This window comes from Bacillus sp. Brlt_9, assembly GCF_051948935.1.
Taxonomy (GTDB): Bacteria; Bacillota; Bacilli; order Bacillales; family Bacillaceae_G; genus Bacillus_A.
This window is the reverse complement of the sequence record NZ_JAYJLO010000003.1, coordinates 572735-596083: the sequence shown is the minus strand read 5'-3', so window position 1 is coordinate 596083 and position 23349 is coordinate 572735. Positions and strand designations below refer to the sequence as shown.

The 23349-nt window shown below is 31.5% G+C and carries 29 protein-coding genes; 10 read left to right on the top strand and 19 right to left on the bottom strand.

The window, feature by feature from the left end:
* Positions 1–58: 58 nt before the first annotated feature.
* The 8 genes from VF726_RS15645 to VF726_RS15610 form a co-directional block, all read right to left on the bottom strand.
* Positions 59–553, bottom strand: coding sequence for a hypothetical protein (locus tag VF726_RS15645; protein WP_440169802.1), 495 nt, complete (start codon positions 551–553; stop codon positions 59–61).
* Between the two features lie 81 nt (positions 554–634).
* Positions 635–1183 carry a hypothetical protein gene (locus VF726_RS15640; RefSeq protein ID WP_440169800.1) on the bottom strand — a complete coding sequence of 183 codons (549 nt, stop codon included), beginning with the start codon at positions 1181–1183 and terminating at the stop codon, positions 635–637.
* Positions 1184–1186: 3 nt separating this feature from the next.
* Positions 1187–1732 carry a hypothetical protein gene (locus tag VF726_RS15635; RefSeq protein WP_440169798.1) on the bottom strand — a complete coding sequence of 182 codons (546 nt, stop codon included), beginning with the start codon at positions 1730–1732 and terminating at the stop codon, positions 1187–1189.
* A gap of 1 nt (position 1733) precedes the next feature.
* Entirely contained in the window at positions 1734–2036 is a 303-nt protein-coding gene (locus VF726_RS15630; protein WP_440169795.1) for a hypothetical protein, read from the bottom strand.
* A gap of 98 nt (positions 2037–2134) precedes the next feature.
* Positions 2135–2695, bottom strand: a complete 561-nt coding sequence (locus VF726_RS15625; protein WP_440169793.1) for a hypothetical protein — start codon at positions 2693–2695, stop codon at positions 2135–2137.
* Between the two features lie 81 nt (positions 2696–2776).
* The gene (locus VF726_RS15620) at positions 2777–3328 is read right to left on the bottom strand and encodes a hypothetical protein (RefSeq protein ID WP_440169791.1); all 552 of its coding nucleotides are present in this window, start codon (positions 3326–3328) and stop codon (positions 2777–2779) included.
* A gap of 91 nt (positions 3329–3419) precedes the next feature.
* On the bottom strand, positions 3420–4982 hold the full coding sequence (locus VF726_RS15615) for an SPFH domain-containing protein (RefSeq protein WP_440169789.1): 1563 nt from the start codon (positions 4980–4982) through the stop codon (positions 3420–3422).
* Positions 4982–5536 carry a hypothetical protein gene (locus tag VF726_RS15610; RefSeq protein WP_440169787.1) on the bottom strand — a complete coding sequence of 185 codons (555 nt, stop codon included), beginning with the start codon at positions 5534–5536 and terminating at the stop codon, positions 4982–4984. The genes VF726_RS15615 and VF726_RS15610 overlap by 1 nt, the downstream gene beginning before the upstream one ends.
* Before the next feature lie 395 nt (positions 5537–5931).
* Here VF726_RS15610 and VF726_RS15605 point away from each other — a divergent pair, with 395 nt between their 5' ends.
* Entirely contained in the window at positions 5932–6618 is a 687-nt protein-coding gene (locus tag VF726_RS15605; RefSeq protein ID WP_440169785.1) for a hypothetical protein, read from the top strand.
* Between the two features lie 100 nt (positions 6619–6718).
* Here the strand turns inward: VF726_RS15605 and VF726_RS15600 are convergent, their stop codons facing one another.
* Entirely contained in the window at positions 6719–7042 is a 324-nt protein-coding gene (locus tag VF726_RS15600; RefSeq protein ID WP_440169783.1) for a hypothetical protein, read from the bottom strand.
* Positions 7043–7415: 373 nt separating this feature from the next.
* On the opposite strand from VF726_RS15600, the gene VF726_RS15595 reads away from it, so the two are divergent.
* Positions 7416–8675: a DNA polymerase IV gene (locus VF726_RS15595; protein WP_440169781.1), complete on the top strand. Its 1260-nt coding sequence runs from the start codon at positions 7416–7418 to the stop codon at positions 8673–8675.
* A gap of 42 nt (positions 8676–8717) precedes the next feature.
* Here the strand turns inward: VF726_RS15595 and VF726_RS15590 are convergent, their stop codons facing one another.
* From VF726_RS15590 to VF726_RS15570, 5 genes are all read right to left on the bottom strand, one after another.
* Positions 8718–9143, bottom strand: a complete 426-nt coding sequence (locus VF726_RS15590) for a hypothetical protein (RefSeq protein WP_440169778.1) — start codon at positions 9141–9143, stop codon at positions 8718–8720.
* Positions 9144–9259: 116 nt separating this feature from the next.
* The gene (locus VF726_RS15585; RefSeq protein ID WP_440169776.1) at positions 9260–9679 is read right to left on the bottom strand and encodes a hypothetical protein; all 420 of its coding nucleotides are present in this window, start codon (positions 9677–9679) and stop codon (positions 9260–9262) included.
* A 150-nt stretch (positions 9680–9829) separates the two neighbouring features.
* Positions 9830–10558 (bottom strand): HD-GYP domain-containing protein, encoded by a 729-nt coding sequence (locus VF726_RS15580; RefSeq protein WP_440169773.1) that lies wholly within the window; start codon positions 10556–10558, stop codon positions 9830–9832.
* 113 nt (positions 10559–10671) lie between these two features.
* Entirely contained in the window at positions 10672–11067 is a 396-nt protein-coding gene (locus VF726_RS15575; protein ID WP_440169770.1) for a hypothetical protein, read from the bottom strand.
* A gap of 105 nt (positions 11068–11172) precedes the next feature.
* Positions 11173–11838, bottom strand: coding sequence for a hypothetical protein (locus tag VF726_RS15570; protein ID WP_440169767.1), 666 nt, complete (start codon positions 11836–11838; stop codon positions 11173–11175).
* 149 nt (positions 11839–11987) lie between these two features.
* Here VF726_RS15570 and VF726_RS15565 point away from each other — a divergent pair, with 149 nt between their 5' ends.
* The 3 genes from VF726_RS15565 to VF726_RS15555 all read left to right on the top strand — a co-directional run bounded on the left by VF726_RS15565 (position 11988) and on the right by VF726_RS15555 (position 13240).
* On the top strand, positions 11988–12362 hold the full coding sequence (locus tag VF726_RS15565; RefSeq protein ID WP_440169764.1) for a hypothetical protein: 375 nt from the start codon (positions 11988–11990) through the stop codon (positions 12360–12362).
* Positions 12363–12366: 4 nt separating this feature from the next.
* Complete coding sequence (locus VF726_RS15560; RefSeq protein ID WP_440169761.1) at positions 12367–12744, top strand: hypothetical protein; 378 nt, start codon at positions 12367–12369, stop codon at positions 12742–12744.
* Positions 12745–12832: 88 nt separating this feature from the next.
* Entirely contained in the window at positions 12833–13240 is a 408-nt protein-coding gene (locus VF726_RS15555; RefSeq protein ID WP_440169759.1) for a hypothetical protein, read from the top strand.
* Between the two features lie 148 nt (positions 13241–13388).
* Here the strand turns inward: VF726_RS15555 and VF726_RS15550 are convergent, their stop codons facing one another.
* Both VF726_RS15550 and VF726_RS15545 read right to left on the bottom strand, forming a co-directional pair.
* A complete protein-coding gene (locus VF726_RS15550) occupies positions 13389–14258 on the bottom strand; it encodes a LamG-like jellyroll fold domain-containing protein (protein ID WP_440169757.1) in 870 nt (289 codons plus the stop codon).
* Between the two features lie 98 nt (positions 14259–14356).
* Positions 14357–15547 (bottom strand): NAD(P)/FAD-dependent oxidoreductase, encoded by a 1191-nt coding sequence (locus VF726_RS15545; RefSeq protein WP_440169755.1) that lies wholly within the window; start codon positions 15545–15547, stop codon positions 14357–14359.
* Positions 15548–15760: 213 nt separating this feature from the next.
* Here VF726_RS15545 and VF726_RS15540 point away from each other — a divergent pair, with 213 nt between their 5' ends.
* Both VF726_RS15540 and VF726_RS15535 read left to right on the top strand, forming a co-directional pair.
* Positions 15761–16048 carry a hypothetical protein gene (locus tag VF726_RS15540; protein ID WP_440169752.1) on the top strand — a complete coding sequence of 96 codons (288 nt, stop codon included), beginning with the start codon at positions 15761–15763 and terminating at the stop codon, positions 16046–16048.
* A 283-nt stretch (positions 16049–16331) separates the two neighbouring features.
* The gene (locus VF726_RS15535) at positions 16332–17456 is read left to right on the top strand and encodes a hypothetical protein (protein WP_440169750.1); all 1125 of its coding nucleotides are present in this window, start codon (positions 16332–16334) and stop codon (positions 17454–17456) included.
* A 34-nt stretch (positions 17457–17490) separates the two neighbouring features.
* Here VF726_RS15535 and VF726_RS15530 read toward each other — a convergent pair whose 3' ends face one another.
* The 3 genes from VF726_RS15530 to VF726_RS15520 all read right to left on the bottom strand — a co-directional run bounded on the left by VF726_RS15530 (position 17491) and on the right by VF726_RS15520 (position 19489).
* A complete protein-coding gene (locus VF726_RS15530) occupies positions 17491–18000 on the bottom strand; it encodes a hypothetical protein (RefSeq protein ID WP_440169747.1) in 510 nt (169 codons plus the stop codon).
* Between the two features lie 108 nt (positions 18001–18108).
* On the bottom strand, positions 18109–18459 hold the full coding sequence (locus VF726_RS15525) for a beta barrel domain-containing protein (RefSeq protein ID WP_440169744.1): 351 nt from the start codon (positions 18457–18459) through the stop codon (positions 18109–18111).
* 178 nt (positions 18460–18637) lie between these two features.
* The gene (locus VF726_RS15520; RefSeq protein ID WP_440169742.1) at positions 18638–19489 is read right to left on the bottom strand and encodes a LamG domain-containing protein; all 852 of its coding nucleotides are present in this window, start codon (positions 19487–19489) and stop codon (positions 18638–18640) included.
* An 863-nt stretch (positions 19490–20352) separates the two neighbouring features.
* On the opposite strand from VF726_RS15520, the gene VF726_RS15515 reads away from it, so the two are divergent.
* From VF726_RS15515 to VF726_RS15505, 3 genes are all read left to right on the top strand, one after another.
* Positions 20353–21171 (top strand): hypothetical protein, encoded by an 819-nt coding sequence (locus VF726_RS15515; protein WP_440169740.1) that lies wholly within the window; start codon positions 20353–20355, stop codon positions 21169–21171.
* Positions 21172–21585: 414 nt separating this feature from the next.
* Positions 21586–22857 (top strand): stalk domain-containing protein, encoded by a 1272-nt coding sequence (locus VF726_RS15510; protein ID WP_440169737.1) that lies wholly within the window; start codon positions 21586–21588, stop codon positions 22855–22857.
* A 123-nt stretch (positions 22858–22980) separates the two neighbouring features.
* Complete coding sequence (locus tag VF726_RS15505; protein ID WP_440169735.1) at positions 22981–23277, top strand: hypothetical protein; 297 nt, start codon at positions 22981–22983, stop codon at positions 23275–23277.
* Positions 23278–23349: the final 72 nt, after the last annotated feature.

The window sequence follows — 23349 nt, the reverse complement described above, 5'->3', positions numbered from 1 at the left end:
AAATATATCCTACATATAAAAAAAGACCCTAATAATAAGGATCCCTGTTTGAATTGTTTCACTTCATAAAACCAACAATAAAACTTCTTAACTCTGCTTTTTCGGCAATCTCTGTAGCCCATTTTCCTACTACTGACCTAGACATAATTTCTACCTCATCTACCGACATAAATGTAGAACGCACTTCCCAAGTCGTGTCAATATACCGTAAAACATCGGTATAATATTTTACATAATAATTAAGAGCACCAAGAGCATTTCCAACTATTTGACCGTCTTTAAATTCTAAATTAACAGAACTAATTACAGATTGGAAATCTAAGAGAAGTTCAAGATCTTTTACACTTACGTACTTCGAAAGGTCAAAGAAATATACCCCTGAAGATAACTCAAAAAAATCTTTTACGAACTCCATTTCAATTTGTTCGACACTTATTATATTTTTCCTTACCTTTAGATCTGCTGCATTCTTAATTTCATCTAGATCTTCCACACTAACATTTGTTACTAATTTAATGCCCTTCTCTATAAACGCCACTGCTATTTCCTTCATACTTCACCTCTATGTTTTTGTAGCTTAATAATAACGTGTAAAGAGACGTTATATGAAAAAACAAAAAAGGAAGTCTATTATTTAGGCTTCCTGCTGGTAGTTTAGATTAATTTCTTCATATAACACTTGCTTTAAATCTTCTAAAAAGCTTCTTTTTTGTAGAATATTATTCATTTCTGCCTCTAACTTTTGAACTAACGATATATCGTTTCTGTCTTCACTTTGAAAGGTATAGGTTAATTCAAATCCGGGAAATAAGATATAAAAGCTTTCAATATTTTTTCGAATAGTTCTTACTGCTGAGTCAACCGTTGGAAAATCAATCTCACAAAAAATTGTATCATCTACCATATCATAGTAGTACAACCCGGTATTAAATATTTCACCCAACATCTCTTTTTGTCTTATTGTCAAACCCAAAAAAGAAAATTGTTTCTCCCAACCTTCTAATCTAAGGCTACCAATTTCATAAAAATAATATTCAACTAAATCCGATTTTAATTTCGCTTCATCCCTTGGCCCTATTAGCAATTCTACATCTTTAATTATTCTCTTCTTTATATCTTCATCGTTTTTCTTCGATAAAGGTACCATACCCATTCCTTTTAAAAACTGATTAACTTTCTCCATTTTTTAACCTTCTTTTATATTTTGTTTCACTTCTTCAAAAAGCGTTTTCTTTAATTCTTTTACGAGGTTCATTTCTTTTAGTTTTTTCTCTATTTTAGTTTCGATTAATTCAATTATAAAATCTTTTAATTTCATATCAATTTGAAACATTAAAGTTAGTTCTAATCCAGGAAATAAGGAGAACAAACAACGAACGATCTCATTCATTGTCTCCATAGCCAAATATTCCTCAGAAAGAATAACCTCGCAAGACATTTCGTCATTTTCCCAATCATAGTAAATGTTTGCTGTGTCAAATACTCTATCAATCACTTCTTTTTCATTCATATCAAGAGTGTGACAAGGAAATAGTATCTGCCAATCCTCTAAATACAGACTTTCAAGCTCAAAGAAATATTTCTTTAATAATATAATCTCCATTTGTTTTTCATTAACTGAATTAACTTTCCTATCCCATTCATATTTAAATTGATCTAATAGATAACTATCTTTCATAAGCGCTCTGGTTACCATCCCTGCTCTTTTTAAACACTTAGTAACATTTTTCATTTTAGTACCCATAAAACTCAGGTAATTTATCAAATTCTGCTTTAGGTATTGTTTGTACCACTATTTTATATCCTGAAAACACCTCAAAATCTCCATTACTCCAAGTAGTAATAGATAAATCTTTTATTAGAAGCTCTATTATCTCTTTAGTTTCTTCATCAGAATACACATATGAAGGATTGTAGCGTTCATTATAATCAGTTAAGATATCAAACAATGCATCCCTAACTTCGTCACAGCAAGGCCCTTTCCCTATCGGTAAAATAGGTGTGTATGTTCTAATTAGTTCCTCTTTCAATTTCATCCCTACTCTCATTCATATCAAAGACAGTTTACCACCATTTAGAACCATCACGAAAAAAAACAAAAGCCGACTTCTAAAATAGATAGCCAGCTTTTTTATTACTTACTTGTGTTCTTTTTATCGCAAGGCATTAATTCCTTTGAAATCTCTCTAATTCGTTCATAAAAATTAATTTCTTGCAATTTCTTTCTTACCGCATTATTAATGGTCCAACTTATTTTGTGTTCTTCGTAAAACAACTTATACTCTGATCCTACTTCTTTTTCATCCAACAGATAACAATCTATTACACTTTTAAATTCCTCATTTAATCGTTTCATACTCCAGGACCTAAATTCACCTCTTAGTTTTAGAATTAGAACAAATTCACTTAATTGATAGTCAAATTCTGCAATAATACATTTAAATAAGAACTTTGCTTTTTTTCGCGTCTTTACATCTTTTATTCCTTCTAATAAACCTAACTTCTCAGGGAATTTTAGTTGAAGTCCTCCAAGATCATAAATTATATTTTCCATTAAAATAGTATCATCTTTTTCTTTATACCTAACAATGTCTTGTCGGGCAGACTTGATTACATCCATTACTTCCTTCTTAGTCATTTCCTTATTAGTGACAAAACCCGCCTCTTCATATACTTGAACAAATTGTTCCATCATAATATTCTCTCCTTTTATTCATTTTCTTATCCTATATTTGTTAACATAATAACATTACAATAAACTTTTAAAGGAAAATAACTAAAGTTTCTTTCTTTTTTTCTCCCTAACAATCCCTTTGATTAGACTACGAAAATGAATATTAATCTCCAATTCTACTATTCTTTTCATTAAGTCCCGAAAAACTATTTCAGCAAATGTTTTTTGTTTCGAATCTTCACTAAGAAATAATTCTTGTATTTCCCAAAACGGGTACAAGTAATAAATGAGGTTCCCATATTCCTCTTTCAGCTCATTTACTGGTATGAGACCATAATCCCCAGAATGAATGTATGAAGGCGAAAACTCTTCTTCTACTATTCGATAATCAAATCTAATTTTAGAAAAAAATTTCTTTAAATCATCTGTATCTATGGTCCCTACTACTTCAATTCCTAATAAACTAGGGTTATCAATCCATATTCCACCTAAATCAAAGATAAACTCATTAATTAACATAGTTATATCTTCTTCATTTTCTTCACTTCTAACAACCCACAAACGGTGATAGAACGCTTTTTCAATATCCTTAATAGTATTGTATTTTTTGAATCCCAGTCCATATTCTGAAAGAAAACAAACAATCTCTTTCACTATGCCACCTCTTTTTATAATCACTAAAAAAACAAAAACTCATCTAATTATTAGACAAGTTTTTGTTTTTATAAATATAATTGTTTTCTAATTATTTCTTTTCATCTTGTTTTACATTTGGTAAACCGTTACCTCTTGTAGCAAAACCTTCTAAAAGACCTTTTAAATCAATACCAGAAGATTCTTTTAATGTTTCTTGCATTGTTGCCATCAGATCAGTAGCATATCCAGCAACTTTACCTGCTCCACCATTCTTACCACTACCGCCTGTATCAACAACAGTGATCTTATCAATGTTAGCCAGTGGACTAGCAACTTGTTTTGCATATTCAGGCATCATTTTAATAATCATATCCATAATAGCTGCTTCGCCATACGTTTCGAACGCTTCCGCAATTTTTTGCTTCGCTTCCGCTTCTGCAAGACCTTGTAATCTAATAACTTCTGCTTCTGCTGTACCTTGTGCTTTGTTTTTCTCAGCTTCTGCAATACCTTTTGATTTAATAACTTCTGCTTCTGCATTACCTTGAGCTGAAACAATCTCAGCTTTAGCAAGACCTTCTACACGTACTTGTTCAGCTTCTGCTTTCGCTTTCGCTTCAATTTGGTACTGATCCGCATCTGCTTGTTTCATTACTTTTACCTTAGATGCTTCCGCAGCTTGTTCTACTGCATAACGGTCCGCATCTGCTTTTTTCTTAACTTCCGCATCGTATTGTTTCTCACGGCGGGCGATTTCTTTTTCTTCTAACTCGATTTGCTTTTGACGTTCAATAATTTGAACTTGCATTTCTTGTTCTTTTACTTCTTGTTTAGATTTCGCAGACTGTAGTTCATAAGCTTGGTCAGCGGTCGCTTTCGCGATATCTTGCTGACGGCGGAATTCAGCTACTTTTAGTTCTTTTTCTTTTTCAGCTTCTGCAACCTCAGTTTGTCGTTCTAGTTCTGCTTTTTTAGACTCTTTTTCAGCTTCAGCACGCTTAATACGTGTTTCTTTATCTGCTTCAGCCATTGCGATATCCGCATCACGTCTTACTTGAGCAATACGAGGTTTACCTAAAGAATCTAAATAACCATTTTTATCTTTAACATCTTTAATCGTGAATGACACGACTACAAGACCCATTTTTGCTAAGTCTTGAGATGCAACACCTTGAACTTGCTGAGAGAACTTATCACGGTTTTTATAAATTTCTTCAACCGTCATCGTACCTAAAATACTTCTTAGGTGACCTTCAAGTACCTCTTTCGCTTCATTCTCACGATCTTGTTTACTTTTACCCAAGAACTGCTCAGCAGCTGTAGCAACTTCTTCAATTGAACCACCGATTTTGATAATCGCAACACCATCAGCCATTACTGGAACACCTTGTTCAGTGTATACTTCTGGAGTTGAAATTTCTAATTTACTAGAAAGTAAACTTAAAGGTTCAGCTTGTTGTAATACTGGTAGAATAAATGAACCGCCACCACGAATGATTTTGATTTTGTTTCCATTCTGATCAGTATGTACACTTTTAGAGCCTAAATAACTACCAGTTACAATTAACGCTTCATCTGGTCCTACAGTACGGTATTTTGTTATAAATACACCAATAATTGCTATTAATACGAATGCTGCAACACCTATTGGAATTAATATGGACATTGACATTATTTTTCCTCCAATTTCATATCTAAATGTTTTTCTTCTGCGACAGCAACAACAAATAATCCCGGTTTCGCTTCTTTCACAATCACTTTAGCGTTAGCAAGGATTTCCTTGTTATCTTCACTTTTGGCCGCTCTTGAAATAACACCTAAACTGCCTTCGATCACAACTTCACCAAATCCATCAACTGGAATTGGTGTTAGTACTTTACCAATCTTCCCTTTTAAGGATTCATCTGTATACATATTTGATTCTTCGGCTTTAGACATTGGAATTAAAACAAATACATTAAATAAAGAGTCCAATATAAATGCGATAGCTGTAGACATACCAGCAATTATTGCGCTACTCAAAGATGTGTTTTTTTCTAATATGTAACCACTAGCTGAGAAAAATGTAATAAAAGCTAATATAAGTGCCGGGTTAATAAAGTGTATTCCACCAAAAACAGCATCCAGAATATCCGAAAAGAGGACGTAAAGTACGGTAATTGCACCGATAACAATTAGTGTGTAAAGATAAATTGTTACGAGTGGATAACCAAAAAGAGTAATCATTGTCGCCTCCTTTCTCTTCTACATTCATCTAATACATTCAAACAAATTAAGTTCCTTTTACAAAATAAAAATTAATCTGTTTCTTTTGAATAATGTAGAAAGAGATACCTATTCAATATATGAATTCTTCATTTGAAGTATGGTCATTTATCTCACTCCTTATTTATATTTTCTATGTTTTTTATATTAATATAAATCGTATAAAAAAATCAATAGAGATAATATTCTAATGTAATATTATCCGTTCTTTTTTCACTTAAATCCCCTATAGAATCGGTAAATTTAGTGGATACACATCTTCCTTATAATTTTTCCCCTTTTATATATTTTTAGATTTTTTACCTATTTTTCTCTTTTTATATACAATATTAAAAACGACGAAAAGGATGATACATATGACAAACACTACTAACCAAATCAATGCTAATGAAAACACAATTGAACCAATTATTGAAGCTTTCAAAGAAGCTTTTAAAAGCGAAGGATCTTTCACTTCCGACGACTACGGGTTAACAGATGTTTTTCCAGAAGCAGAGTATTTAGGTAATATCGTTGAAGTTTTAGGATACGAACCTGAAAACTATTATTTAATGGGTGTATACAGACTAAATGGTGAATTTATTACATCCATTGATGCCGGCAACACTTGGACTTCTTATGCCCGCACTGATGAAAAAACGACTAAGGAAATTGAAGAAGCATTGAAAAAGAAACAGTCTAAAACGAAAGGAATAACACAAATGGAAAACACTAATGAACAAATTAAGACTACTGAAACTACAAAATCAAAATACCCTACTATTGAGGAACTAAAAGAGGATTACAAAAAAACAGGTAGTTTCACGCATCTTGAATACACTATTTACGACTTATTTCCAGATGCAGAATTCTTAGGAACACCGCGCCAAGTTTTAGGATATGAGCCTGAGAATCCTTATATTTTAGGAATTTATAGAGTTAATGGTGTTATTTTTCATTCAGCAGATAGCGGAAATACTTGGATCACATATGGTATTACTGAAGAAGACTTCGCATTAGAAATTGAAGAAGCCTTAAAAAAGAAAGAATCTGAAAAGAAATAAACTCATTAAAATGCAAAAGAACCTTATAAATATATAAGGTTCTTTTTATTTGTTTTTTTAATCCCGACCCTTCGATAAATCGTTATGGTTTTTAGCATTTCTAATCTCCAGAAATATCTACTGTGCTAACTGTTTTGTCTTCTTTTATTTCTTCAATATTTCCATACTTACCAATCTTACTCTTTACTAAATCGATATTTTGATCAGTTACAATTGTTAAATATTCTCTACCTTGAAATAGATTGTATATTTGATATTCCTTCTCTATCAACTTTTTCACTTTTTCGATCTTACTCTTTTGACCCTTTTCATTTAGCATAATACTGTAGTATTTTTCTTCCTTTTTATCTGCGTATAAAATAATTGCAGTAGCAAACAAACAAAAAATTAATAAAAGAAATCTAATTCTTAAAATTTTTTTCATAGTTCATCCTCCTTTCACATTTTTTTAGATTGTACTGGATTTGCTTGAATTTGAACATTTTATTAATAATTTATACTAGTGGAGGATTTAGTCTAGAAATATAAATATCTATTAATTTTGATTATAATATTATTCCTTTTGACCACTATCTTTATGTTCAAAAAATAACTTGGTAAAATCAAAAAGTATATACGGCATAAACGAACCCTCAATTCTACCTAGTTACTCCCCCTTTTCGATTCTCATTTCCAATAACATTCAAGTGTAACCTTTTTGAGGTTACACTTTTTTATTCTCAAATCATTTTTTATTCTTAGTGAATTACGCTATTATATTATTCAGAAGCACCTTTCGTAAAAGGATGTGAAAATATATGAAAGAATTTTACCCTAAAAATGGTCGTGTTATTTTACACGTAGACTGTAATTCCTATTTTGCCAGTTGTGAAATTGCAAACGATCCCAAATTAGAAGGGAAACCGGTGGTTGTTGCAGGTAATTTGAAAAGAAACGGTATGATCATCGCAGCAAATTATGTTGCTAGAGAATATGGCATTTACACCACAATGCCTATATGGAAAGCTCAGCAAAAATGCCCTGATTTAATAGCAAAAGCGCCTAGTTTTGATTTATATAGACAGACATCAGCGAATATATTCAACTATCTAGCTAATGTTACACCATTAGTAGAACCAGCAAGTATTGATGAAGCTTATATGGATATCACAAATTGCTGGGAACAAGGTGCTCCATTAGTAATAGCAAGGAAGATACAGAAAGACATTTTAGAAATGTTTCGCATACCTGTTTCACTTGGCATCTCTACCTGTAAAGTACTTAGTAAAATGGCAAGTGATATGAAAAAGCCTTTAGGGATAACCGTTATTAGACTAAGAGATGTAGAAGGATTGCTCTGGCCAAAGCCTGTAAAAGACTTATGGGGATGTGGTCCAAAGACCGCAGAAAAATTAAACGAGTTAGGAATCGATACAATAGGCGATTTAGCCAATTCTGATGAAGCACTTATTCAGTCCAATCTAGGTAAAAACGGTCTTGTCTTAAGAAGCTGGGCAAACGGTATCGATAATAGAGTGGTGGATCCTGAAGCTGCTTCTGAATTTAAATCCATTGGCCACTCAACCACTTTAAAAAGAGATTCAGACGAAGAACATACTTTAATAGAAGTATTAGACAGTTTAGCTAATGCTGTAAGTAGAAGACTTCAAAACAAACGGATGGTTTGCCAAACCTTACAAATTACAATACGTTATAGTAACTTCAAAACAATCACACGAAGCCTTACCCTTCCATCTACTATAGAAGACGCAAAAGACATCTTACACTACTCAGTCCAGTTACTAAAAAAACACTGGAACGGCAGCAGTGTTCGATTACTAGGTATCTCGGCAATTAAAGTAATAGACAAGAAAGAATCTGTAAAACAGTTAGATTTATTCCGCTTCGAATCCGATGCAATTGAAGTCGAGCAAAAAGAACCTTTAAATAATGCTGTTGAAAAACTTAAAGAAAAATTCGGAGAGAATATTATTCAGACCGCTTATGATGTTTCAAAAAAACAGAAAAAAGGAATCGATTCTAATTTTAAAACAAAATTTAATCCCAATAATAAGTAAAAAAGCGATGAACATTATTTAGTGTTCGTCGCTTTTGGTATTTTACTTAAACTCACCCTTCATTAAGAAGTTCTGAATGTTTTTTAACTCTTCCAATTTCGCATCAATCGCTTCTACTTCTCTATCCAGCTTATCAAACTCATCTGGATCTAGCCCCGAATTCGGATTACAAATTTTCGGATATTTTTCATCGTGTTCCTTCTGCAACACTTCAATTCGTTCATTTAATTTGAATAGAGGCAGAATATGAATAGGTGATACACCGAATTCGATATCATCAGTACCTTTTAACTCTGGAATATCATTCATTGCATCACTTGGTACATAATTATCACCATTACTTACATATGCTTTTCCATTATCAAATGCACTTTGAATTACTGCTGCTTTATTTTCGTTTACAATAGCTTCTTTTTCTACCTTAATTATTACATCCACTCTAGCTGTTAATTCAACATATTTAGTCATTATTAATTACCTCTTCCTTGTTCGATTATGATTTTTATATTTATAACACACAGACCAGATATAAGGAGAAAATAAGAAAAAAAGCGATGATCAATAATGTTCATCACTTTTACTGTTTAATTAAAATTACACTGGTTTATATAGTTTTTTAACTTAATGTTTTCTTCCAATTTCGCTATAATTTTCCCTAACTCAATACCTTGATTAACTAACTGATCAGGATTATCTCGTTGGACATCAGGAGAATGAATTAGTAAGTATTTTTCATCATATTGCTTCTTAAGGTCAGCTATTCTATTTTCAACAACTGTAATAGGCAGCAACCTCATTTGTGTCATATTAAAATCAAAATCTTCTTTTGAGCTTCGTAAGACTGCTACTTCATTTCCGCACTCTGCTATATAATGATTTGCATTACATAGGTATGCTTCACCACTATCGAACGCATTTTGAATAGCTTTCTGTTTATCCCCTTCTAGGACTACCTTGTCTACATTAAGCATTACATTCAATCTAACATTAACTAGTTCTTTCATTTTCGTTTTCCCACTTTCTTTACACATTCCATTTTTTAAATTTATAGCACACGAAAATGAATACTGGTAAAAAAAATAAAAAAGCGACGACTGTTAAAGTTCATCACTTTTTGTTTTTAATTATCATTTTACTTGAATTAAAGTACTTTTCTAGAACAATTTTAGGACATCATCAACTTTTTGTATATTAAAATCACTTAAAAATAATTCTATTAAGAAATGCATATACATATCTTGAGAAGGTCTGTCTTCGCCGAATTTGTGACACTCATCCATAATGCTACTATGAATAACAGAGAAGCATTGAAGTAGTTCCGGATCGTAGCTTGTACCTGAAAACTGCATTAAATCAGAAAGTGCTTCATTTGCTGGACCACCTTCTTTATAACAACGTTTTGTTAGATACGCATCTACACTATCAGAAATTCTAGTAATACGTGCTACTAATGGAATTTCTGCTCCATATAAACCACCTACATACCCTGTTCCATCATAGTTACAATGATGATATTTCGCCGTATCAACTAATTCACGTTCAGCATTAATTTCAGTAAGAATATCTGCTCCACCCTGAGGATGTTTTTTCATTTCGTTTAACATTTCCATAGTATAAGCACCAGGATAATTTATTAAGTCAGAACTCATACCTAATTTTCCTGTGTCGTGAAATAATCCTGCTTCGAAAAACAATCTTAATTTCTCGATATCGCCTACTCCATACGTTTTCGCTAATGCGTAATTAAATGCAGCTGTTTTAAATGAATAAACAAATGATTCTTTATCGTGCGATTGAAGTAATTGTACAACATCTTTCTTTGAAGTAACCACCTTAAAATCGATATGATCTAAACTATATACAAAACTCTGTTTCTTGTTCATTATTTTTTCCCTCTTCCTTTTCACATTTCAATTTTTATCTTTATACCTTTTGTGAACGGTTTTTGAGAAAAAAGAAAAAACGATAGAAACAAGTCCTATCGCTTTAGTAATTTTTACTTAATCTCTTTACCTTCTAAGAAACCTTTCACCCATTCAAGTTCTTGAAGTCTTCCCCTAAGGATATTAATCTCTTTTTTCAAACTATCATCACTTCCATTTATTTTACTTTCTGCTGCTTTTAATTCAGCAGTTACCGAAACAATTCGTTCTTTAATAATTCCTGGAGGTAATAAAAATGTTAACGGAGTGCCAAAAACAAGATCTCCTTCTCCTTGTGGATTTTTAAAAGAATTCCAATTCTCAGGTAAATAATTTTCACTATCATTTACAAATAAATTCCCATCAAGAATTGCTTTTTCAACCGCACCTTGGTCATCATTTTCAAAGTGTTGTTTATCCACCTCTATAGCTACAGATATTCTTCCATTAACCTTTATTGTTTGGCTCATTTTTCATTCTCCTATTCCATTTGTTTTTTTATGTTTATACTGCATAAAAGTATGCTTGTTCATAAAAAAAACAAAAAAAGAGACCTTAATGTCTCTTTAATTTTTCTACACGTTATCTAAGCTTTTATCGCGCTCTTGAATAACCTTTAGTTTTCTACCGAAACTCACCACATTCATTCTTTCGATATCCGGCTCATTTTCACATCCAGAACAATAGTATTGAAGATACTCTTCCAGCATTTCAAATTTATCCCTATTTTTTTTATCATTTACTAACGCTTCTACCTTTACTTTTTCTTCATTTGATAATAACTTAGAAATCCATCCATTATTACATAATGGACAACAAACATAAAATTTTTCTTCAACAACTTTCTTTTCCATCAAAAATTCTTCAAATCTTTTTAGATCTTCACTAAACATAATCCTGCTTAAACCAGTTAAATAATTTCCTATCCTAAACCTAGCTAAAAAGCCATCAAGCTCCAACTTCTTTTCTTCAGGTAAAAAATCAATTTCTTTTAACACTGGATAATGATGAATTCCTAATAAATCAGGATACTCTTCCTCTTTCTTCTTCTGAATCAATTTTGATATTTCATAAGAAATACTTCTTACTTTTATATTCGACAATTCATTAGTAAACTCTTTTAGAACACTTCTAGAATATTCTTTTTCTATTTCTTCAATAGTAATTCCATCTAAGAAAGCTGCAAATTCCTTATATTTCTCTTTAATAACCTCTAATTTATCCTTGTCTATTTCTCTCACTTCTTTCTATTGGTTTCCATATCAATTATATAGACCCCCATTAAGTAGAAGGAAAATAAATCATTTTTATTATTAAACATATTGTTTTTTCCACTTTCTCGATGCCGTATTTTATACTCAGTAAATGACCTTCGAAAGGATGAAATTCAATGGAAAACATTTTAGAATATAAAATCGCAAATAATTATGAAGAGTATCTCTTACTATGTATTGAGACATTTGTAAAAAAAACAAAAACAACCGCTTACTCAATTGAGAAGAAAAACATATTCGACACAGTTGATGAATGGATTCAGTTCTTTGGAGCCTTTGAATTAATGAATGAAAAATACGATGATATAGAGGATTGGGAGCAAGAATTACTGCTGTTTGAAGGGGATATTAACTTGAAACCTAACAAAGAAGAGTACCCCGTATTAGTAGCTTACAATTTCTCAGATGATGATGATCGATTCGGAACTGTATCAAATCAATTATGGGATTGGAAACCGTTAGCAGCACTTAATCTTAAAATAAGTAGGTGATAATATGAGTTTAATTAAGAAAGCGTTGGAAATCGACGAAAAAAATGCAGAAATCGTGAAACCATTTTCTTTTGAAGAAGAAGGATTCCTCACAGATGAGGGATTCGAAGAAGATGAAAACGTAGGATGGTATTATAAAACCCAAAAAGGTAAATACACCATTTGGGTTACCGCCACTTCTATTGATTTCGATTGGTGCGTTGAACTTGGCGATACAGGCGAATGTATACATAGTAATAGTTATCCACATATTGACAGAGACTTCAAAACTGAATATATGAAAATGATTAATGATATTCAATCGTTCATAAAACAGCTAGAATCTGAAAAAACACAGTTAAAATCACTCACATTACTAAAAAAACTATTTAGCCGTAATTAGAAATAAACAAAATAAATTTGAACAAAACATCCTCCATCTTATTAGAACAAAAGTCATTACATAACTTTTCAAAAATTGGGGTGTTAAAATGAGCGAATTAAAAAAAGCATTAAACATTAAAGAAATCGAAACAACAACTTATGTTGGCGACACATTCACAAAAGAACAAGAAAACTTTTTAAGTAATGAAGGATTTGAGTTCGATCCATATATAGGCTGGTTTTTTAAGGTTTCAAAGGGCATATATACAATTAGAGTAACTGCTTGGCCTGAGGAATTCTTTTTAGATGTAGAAATTGGAGATACCTGTGATTATATCTTAAGAACACACCTAGAATATAATAACGAAGACTTTCATTCAGCATATTTGGCTTTACTTGAAAAAATCAAAGATTTTACCAAACAGGCCGAAGTAATAAATCAAAAGCTATCTAAATTTGATAAACTGAAAATATTTTTCTCAAGCAACCATCGAAGGAAAACGTTTAATTTATAAAGAAAAAACAGATATACCCCTGATGTATATGGAGATTAACATAAACAATAACCGAAGTAATCCGACTAAAGGATTACTTCGGTTATTTTTAGTTCTTTTGAAACAATCTTCCCAACCATAATAATGTATTGATAGAATATGTTCTTTTTTATTTTTCTAGTTCCCACTTTTCATTTCCAACAATAAAAGCATCATTGCTATTCCCACTATAATCTTTTATTGTTCTACCCGGGCCATCATTAAATAAGTACTCTGCTTGTAAGTTATTTCTTACAGTCTTCCCATTCATATTATTTTGAACTTCAGTAGATGTAAGAGATTTATTGTATAGTCGTACTTGGTGCATAGTGCCCACAAAATAATCCGACGGGACTAACAATCCATTGTCTGTTTCCATACCTAACGTCGGAGCAGCTTCATTCGTATAAGTATCCCTAGGTCCAACAGCTTCTTCCCATACTTTTACCCCGTTTTCATATAATCTAAATATGCCTTTTTCAACGATCCAAGCAAGATGCACTTTCTTATTAAGCACTACTGGTAAACTAGAATTGTAATGTTCAAACTCTACCGCAAACCCCGTCGAAATATGATAGCTGTTTCTGAAAACACCCAATATTAATTGATTTTCCTTCGGCTTACTACCGTTTTTAGCGAAAATATCTTGGTTCTTGGTTCCATTTATTTCGAACCATCCTTCTAATGAAAAATCACTACTTCCAGCACCAAAATCCATTAGTTTATCATTTAATTGTATGTAATTTGTTCCATCAAATTTAAATTTATATTTGTTCTCTACTGTACCCGATCCATTATTATTTCCTGGCTTATCATTAGAGAATCCTCCGCCACTAATTCCATTCGTTATATTTCCCACACTTGTATTAAATGTATCCACAGTAAATTCTCTTAAATGAGGGAATATGAGTACGGCCGCAACGCCAACCAATGAAAGTAATATAACATATTCAAAAATGCTACCACTTCTTTCATTAGTAAACCTTTTTAACAATTGCATTTTAACACCCCCTAATTCGAGGGAATTATAACGTATAAAAGAAAAAACCAAAGCAAATTCATAAAAGATTTGCCTTGGTTTTTTCTTTTATTAATACATCAGAAACGACCCTTTTTCAGCGCCATTTTCACTCCGCCAATAATATATAAATATCTTAAATCAATTACTTTTTTCATAATCACAGCAGGTTTACCATTCAATTTATGGCCGAACGCTACACCTACCGCATTCTTTCTTCCAAGAGATGCTACAGTTCCTTTTATATCTGGAGTAAATGATACTGACTCACCTCTTCCATTAATCATAGAAGCTATATTTTTACCAATACATTCACCCATTTGCATTGCTATTTGCGCAGTAGGTGGATAAGGACGATTTTGTTCCTTATTGATAACAACCGCGCAATCACCTACAACGAAAATATTTTCATAACCTGGTGCTCTGAGATTTTCATCCACTTGTACTCTGCCACGAACACTTTCAATACCCGACTTATCAATCACACAATTCCCTCTTACACCAGCTGCCCATACTACAGTTCCCGCTTGTATGGTTGTATCATCCGCCAGTACAACACTTCCCTCTTTACATTCTTTAATCGGTACCCCAATATGGAATGCTACACCTTTATCTTCTAAGTATTTTTGCGCATATTCGATTAACGCTGGATCGAAACCAGCTAGTATACTTGGAGATGCTTCAGCATTAACAATTTTTACTAAGTTAGAGTCAACTCCGTACTGTTCACAAAGTTTAGGTAAAGCATCCACCAATTCACTAACAAATTCTATACCGGTAAATCCTGCACCACCAACTACAAATGTTAAATCAGCAAGATTTTGTGTTTCAGTATATCCTTTTACTTTCTCTTCAATATGACCGTGTAACTTTTGAATTCCATTTAAAGTCCACTTACCAAATGCATATTCTTTTAAACCAGGTATATTGAAAGTTTCAGCTTCTGAGCCCAGAGAAACAACAAGGTAGTCATACTCGATTTCACTGTTCTTTAATTCTATTTTTTGTTTATCTGCTTTTATTTGTATGATCTCATCCTGAATAAACCCTGTCTTATTTTTATCTAGAATCTCATTTATGAATACTCTAGTTTTTTCTATTGGAAATGTCCCTGCTGCGGGCTGATGTAATTCAGTCTTTAAATAATGGTAATCATTTTTATTTATTAACGTTACCTCTGCTTTGTCAAAATCTAATTTTTTCTCAAGAGTTTGTGCAGCTAATATACCTGCATATCCTGCTCCTAAGATTACAATTTTCTTTTTACTCATTTAATCCACCTCTAATTACAAAAATAATTATAAGGTCATAATAATTAATGAAACTAAACTTACAACTTTTCGACGTATGTTTTTAGCTGCTTTATAAAGAAACAATATGTATATTTTGATTTGAAATTTTATAAAGTTTTACCAAACATCCTATACATCTGTATAATCATTAAAAATCAAAGCAGTAACCAACTGCTAAGGAGGAACCAGAACGTGAAAGAAAATTATGTAGCAGAATTAGATGATTTAGTATACAAACCATACCACTTAATGACTGATGAGGATTTTGAGCGTTTAAAACAATTAGATAGTAATTTGTATGAAATAAAAAAGAAAGAAGGCTTATTAATAGAACACAGAGAAGAAATCAATGATCTTATGGATACACCTTTTTATTATATGAATAGTACAAAATTAGAACGGCTATTTAAATTGGATCCAAAAGCTCACCAAATCAAAATTACTTCAATGAATAAACAGAGAGCGACAATGGATTTCTAATCATTCCTTATCGATTGAATCTTTCCTAACGGTATCATTCAATACATATAATTAAAAATTTTAAACGCATTTAACCTTTTAGGAAATGCGTTTTTTTACGATTTAGGTGAAAAACCCTTAAGTTCCCATTTAAAATAATATTATATTTTATATATACACATAATAACGAAGCTGAGACATCGCCATATCTACTTTAAGAAGCGAGGATAACATTATTTTCTTATATTTGTTAAAATAGATAGGAGTATATCAGATAATCAAATTTTAAAGAAAGGAGTTAGTGATGAAGTTAATTAAAAGGAAACAAACGAACAAAGCGCACGACTTATGTAGACAATCATCCTTTATTGATGATTATTGGTTCAACATTAAAGATAATGGAATAACCATTGGAACCGTTACCGGTTATAGAATATCCATACCTTATTTCGTAAACGACATCTTAACAAACAAGGATTCTGAAATTGAGTTCGAAGACGTTTCGCAATTATGCTATCAATTATGGACATTCTTAGATGCTTTTCCCGGTATTTTAAAAGGAAAAAATGGTTACTTATATTTTTTAAACAAAATACATATTGATGAAAAATATTTTAGTTTCGAAAAAGAAAATAACGTTCTTTCAATACTTCAAAATAGAATGGATGTAATCATATACTCGTGTGGCAATACAGAGACCTTTGATCCGTATTACTCTGAAAAGAAAAGCAAAAGCTACTGGACGAAACATAAATCTTTATTACTGAATAACAATTGGTGTCATACTAAGGACAAACACCATTACATATATATAAACCCAAAACGACAGGCCAAAGGATACAAAAACGATTCTTTAACTACTATCAAAGAAACTCCTTTTGAACACTGGTTCAAAAACAAAGGAACTACTTGGGCACAATCAATTTGGAAAAGTATTATAAAAGATCATAGGTTTTATCAGCATTTGAAAAGTTTAAGTAAAGAACCAATACTCATACTTAAAAATCATTTTACTGATGAAATTAAACAAATCCATTTTTTAAAACACTTTAAAATAATCGATTTTATACAATACAATCCTAGTACAAGAACTGCTATCGGCGCCTCTAGTAACGCTGTCTACCTGCGGGATGAAGGCTTAATAATTAAATATAAAAAAAACAAGTATCAAATTTATTATTCTCAATGCATTATAAATGATGCTATGTTCCATACCATTGATTACGGGAGGTTCGACGAAATAGAACAACTTTATTTTATAGATAACGCTCAAAACATAACATCTCAATCGGCGATCGAAAAAATCAATTCACTGTTTACTCACTTTTTTAAAATTGTTTTTAACCAATATCAAGTGGAGATTCAAAAACATAGCAATGTAGTAAGTGTATTTCAAAACGAACACACAAAAAGAAACTACTTATTTTAAAAAGGCTAACCATAGATGGTTGCCTTTTTTATATTTATTTGACCCAAAGGTTTTTATCAAGAATTTCAATAACTTTTTCTAATGAATCTGGAATAGGAAGAATTTCATTCATATTACCATTTAATCCAGCAGTGAACGGATTTTTAATTACAACACCGCTTCTTCTTTTTCCAGTATCATAATGTAATTGTCCGCTCTTAATGTATTTCGGAACTATTGTAATTGATTTTGTTGTTTGAGCTACAAGTGCTACCTCTGGATTCTCGTAAAAGTATATTGTTACTCTTGAGTCTTCTCCGAAAGGCCCACAAATTTCATATGTCCAACCAAGCTTCTCAGCAATTACTTTACTGAATGGTACTAAGATAGAATGAATCCAACCATTTTCATTGTCATCCATTTTCTTAGCTTCCAATCTATCTAGCTGTTCCTGTAATCTCTGAATGCTTCTTCTTTTTTGTTCAATTTGGTCCTCAATTAACATTTTCTCCGCATTATCTTTTTCCTCTTGCTGTAAAAATTCCTTAGTAAGTTCTGTAATCATCCTGTATTCCCCCGTGTTTTATGTTTTTGATATACTACCATCTAAAAAAAGATTTAGTTAAAAAAAACAAAAAAAACGCAATGACTGAAATTCATTACGTTTTCCACTTTATTTTTTAGGATTATTAGTTAATAAATTCTTAATTTCGCGCAGTAATTCAACATCAAGATCCTCAATACCATTTTTAATCTCAGACTTTAATCTTTCAGTCTCTGCTTTCACATCTATCGTTTCGTAATACTCACTCTCATTCAGGTACGCTTTATAATGCTCTCCCATTCTATTCTTATGTTCCATTGTTTTTTTATTAAATCTATGGGAAAGCGTACTGCCCTTTTTATTAGCATAAAACCCTGTTGTAGTTACCCTCCTTACAATGTATTCACTTAAATTTGGTTCACTCCCTAAACGAGTAGTTTTACTTACAAATAAGGTTTGTCCCTTTTCAACCGGTTTCATCATTTTTCTCCTTTTAACCCTTTTTTACCTCGAACAATTTATCTTCATTTATATAATCATTATAGAACTTATTTTCAGCTATGCCTAAAATATAGGAAATACTTACATCATACTAATAAAGAGAGTACCAAAACGGTCTCTCTTTATTAGTCATTTATATATCGATAAACCTTAGAATCTATATGGTTTTCCAATTTTGGTTTCCTATTATTTTTGCGTGATTACCGTTCCCGCTTGAATCTTTTATTGTGTCACCTGATCCATCATTAAATAGATATTCAGCGGCTATTCCCGTTTTTACAACGCTACCTTTCATATTTCCTTGTACCTCCGATTCACTTAGCGCCCTATTATATAGTCTCACTTGATCCATTGTACCTACAAAGAAATCGGATTTTAATGATAAGCCATTATCTGTTTCCATACCTAATGTTGGAGCAGCTTCATCAGTATATGGGACTCGCCCCGTTATATTAGTAGTCCATACATCTATTCCATTCTCGTATATTTTTAGTACATTTTTTTTAACAACCCAAGCTAAATGTACTTTTTCATACTTCTTCCTTACAAATGGCGTATCATATCTATTATCAAATGATGTAGCTAGATGATAACCTTTGCCCCAGAAGCCCATTAACAGATAATTTTCTTGCGGACGACTTCCATTCTTGCCAAATACAGCAGCAGTTTTGTCTGTCTCCAAACGGAACCAGCCTTCTAATGAAAAGTCATTTGAATCGTTACCGAAGTACATTAAGTTATCATTTAACTGAATATAATTCGTTCCATCGAATACAAATTTATACTTAAGGGGTACTTCTCCTCCGCCCCCTCCTCCTTGATTATTAGAGCCACTGCCACCCGATATCCCAACTTCAATATTATTAATACTTTTGTTATATGTTTCAACAAGAAATTCTTTTAAATGGGGAACAATTAATACTGCTGCCACACCAACAAATGCGAGCAAGATTATATATTCAAAAAGACTCCCCTTTTCCTCTTTAAATGACAAACGGAATAAATTCATTGATTTCCCCCCTTCAGTTTGATTCATTATACATATAAATATTAATTCTTTAATTAATCTACAATTAAATGAATTTCAAATTAATTCACATTTATATCAACAACAACTAATATATAGATATGCATTTTTTTCTATTATTTTATTACTAAAGAACAACTTTTTATTCTTCACTAGAAAGATCCAATATTATATTTTACTAATGAAAAAATATTATTTATTTAGTAGAACGAACAACTTATGTTTTTCTAGTAAAGAAATATCTTTTTATCTCTACTAAAGATAATCCCAAGAATTCGATACTAAAATACACCTCTTACATACCATTTTCAAAAGCCAAGCAAATAGGTTAATCGCTTCAGTATACAAAAACGCGTTCTAGACCCCTTTTTGTGCTTATTTTAATATCTATTATTTCTTTTCAACCAACTTCAGGGTGCAAATATGCCTGTTTCCCCTCGAAAAAAGGGGTAAAAAAACGCTATTTTTTTATTTCTTAAAAAAACACCCTCAATCCCTTGTGTCTCTAGGGATTAGGCCACTTTAGAGAAACTGCCGAAAATAACTATTTCTAGCATACTCTACCCACTGTATTTTATCTGTTTTTACCCTTACTTTTTGGAACTACAAAAATACATACTAGAGAATATAATTTATTTTTCCAGCTAATTGTTTTTCTAGTAAAGAAAAAAAGATATATCTTCAGTAGAAACAATATTCTTTTCATTCTACTAAAGTATAATTTTATTTTCTTTTTTAGTACAAATAACTTTTTGAATAATCCATAATTTTTCTTTCTTGTTTATACCTAAAATTTTGATATTATTTTATACTGTAAAAGCAATGAGATATTAGGAGGAACAAATATGGCTAAGAAAAAGGTAGTAATCTGTAAAATTTGCGGAAATGAAACCCCTTATAAAACAAACAAGCCAACAAGTTGTCGGGATTGCCTCCCCTTTTGGGTGCGGGCTGGGAAAATTATGAGCGATGATAGAAGGCATACTGCCCATTTCCCAAATGAAATTGCCTTTGCAAAATTTATAAGAGATAAGTTTTTTAAGCAAAAAGAAAAGTGTAAATATAGCGGCATACAAATGTATAAAAAGAATCCAGAAGACCCTTATCCCATAGAAAAAGAAGTTTATGATTTATTCAAATTTAGCGTGGAGCGTCTAGACAGTAAAAAGAATTATACTAGTAGTAACACTGTTATTTGCTGTAACATCTACAACATTATGAAAAGCAATACAGAGTTAGCAAGGTTTGTAGAGCTACTTACCGACTTACTAGAAGGACTTTACAAAAGGTCCATTCGTGCTATCGAGTTAAAAAAAGACACAAAATCCAACCGCGAAATCATACACGATATATATGATTTCAGTTTATTTTACAAGGATTATAATAGTGATAAGAATATCAATAGAACTGATGAAGAAACCGAGGAACTCGTAAGAAAAGCCCTGAACAATGAAATTGATCCTACAAACCAGACTGAGGGTGTCATCGCCGAATTAGAGCAAAAATCAATTACAAATTTAATCATTAGAAAGAATAGAGATAGAGAGCTTTTAGAAAAAGCAATTAAAGGGAATAAATCTGAAGAAACAATAAAGTTTTTATTAGACAACTCCTCTCTTTCAAATAAAGAGATTGAAGAAATTGTTTCAAAAAGTTTTAAATAAAAATAGTAAACTAAAAAACACATTCACTAATTTTGAATGTGTTTTTATACATTCTTTTATTTGTAATTAGGACACTCTTTCCTCAAGTACGACCACTAATTGAATTATTCCATTCGTGCCCTGCACGGACAGTTACCAAACTATTTAGTTGGGCCATTTAGTTACATCACTTGCTGATAAACTTACGTTTTATGTTAGTTGCAATTGGTTCACCATAAAGAAAAAATGTTGTAGCTACTTCATATTGTAACATTTGTAATATGGTTTATACCTATTTGTAAAAGTGTACGGTTTTTCTATTCACTTAGACAATCGATTATTTTTATTTTTTTTCACATTATAAAAATTATCCCACTATAATTTCTATAACTTGTAAAGAACATTTGCAAGAATAAACTATTAAGGAGCAACAAAATGCTTAAAAAAATTCTTTTCTTTTCAACTGTTTTAGTATTTGGATTATTAACTGGACTAGTTAATCATTCACAAGCAGCTACCACCACTATGGTAAAAGTAGATGGTCAAATCATTAATTTTGAAGGTAGAGAACCTTTTAAAGAAGATGCAACCACTTTTGTACCGGTTAGACCAATCGCTGAAAAACTTGGTTTAAATTTAACCTATTCAAACGGAACAATTACTTTAACACACCCTTACAAGTTGGAAAAAGTTACACACAAAGTTGGTAGTTCAACTGTTTATTTTGGTAGTAAGGCTGTGAATATGCAAGCACCCTCCAGGGACGTAAATGGCGTTGTTAGAGTTCCAATTCGATTTTTCGAATTATTTGATGCTAAAGTTCACTTAAACGCCTCTACAAATGTAATTAATGTATTTTCGGACGAACTACGTCAAGTACAATTTTTGAATTTAGCTAGTTTAGCTTATGAAGATTTAGAAAATATTGGTGGAGGAACCCCTTTCTCTTCTTTTGATTTTTCAAACAAAAGTAAGTTTCCTAAATTCGTTTCAAGATTTGAGTCAATACAGAAAAAACTCTATATGTATCAGAAAGATTCATTAGGAAATCCAATAAATGTTAATGATTTTATGAATACTTATTTAATGGATTCGTTTAAACTTCTAACCTTTTTGACTAGAGACGATTTTGATTCACAATTAGCCTATGATGTATATCTTAAATATGATTTACAAGGATATGCATTTTACAACACTGTAACAGGTGAAGTGGTTATCGCATTCCGAGGAACAGAATCCGGTGCCGATATAGGGGTTGATTTATCTATTTCTGTAAATAAAGGAACAGTTACACAGATATATGCAGAAAAGCTTATTGGTAAAGTCAATCGATTATTTCCAAAAGAAAAGTTTATTGTTGTAGGTCACTCTTTAGGTGGTCATCTAGCTCAAAGTGTTGCAAAAACTTTTGATAAAGATATAGGATTCACTTATACCTACAATGCGCCAGGTTTACTAAAAACCACGCCGATTTACGATTCAAAAACTGTCAATTATAATGTAAAAGGTGATAAAATCGCAAACTGGCTTCTTTTTGATTTTGGACGTGATGTAAAATTCGATAAACCTGACGGATCTCCAGATACACACAGCATATATAATTTTTACCAGTATTTTTTCGCTCCAAAAACAAAATATTGGAACCAAATGTCCCCTAGTTTCATAGGCGGCAGACCTTCGTATCAACTCATTTATGATTCTATATAAAGTATATTAACCTATTCATTTTGAATAGGTTTTTTTATATTTACTTAAATTAGTAGTAAAATTTAATCAAAATAATAAATACAATTGTTTCATCTTAAATAAATATTAGTTTGGGGGTTAAAAATGAAAAATCACATTAATGTTAATGGAAGAACAATTCAAACTGACAAGGGATTTTCTCACCTTAAACAGAAGCAAAAAGAATGGATTTTGGTTGTATTTAGGAACAGTTACCATTCGAAGATGAAGGAATTAAATATGAATATAAAACTCCCAAGAGAGGCTCGCGATGAAGTTATTCGACAAGTATATGAGGAAATTATAGCTAGAGATATTTGGATTCCTTTTGGTGAGTTTGAAAAGTATTGTTTCAGTAAAATATCGAAAGTAGTAAGTGATTACAATCCGAACAAGAACTAAGCGACCAAATTCATAAATATAAAAAGAAAATGTGGATCGAGTTTACATTTTCTTTTTATATTTTAATAATAG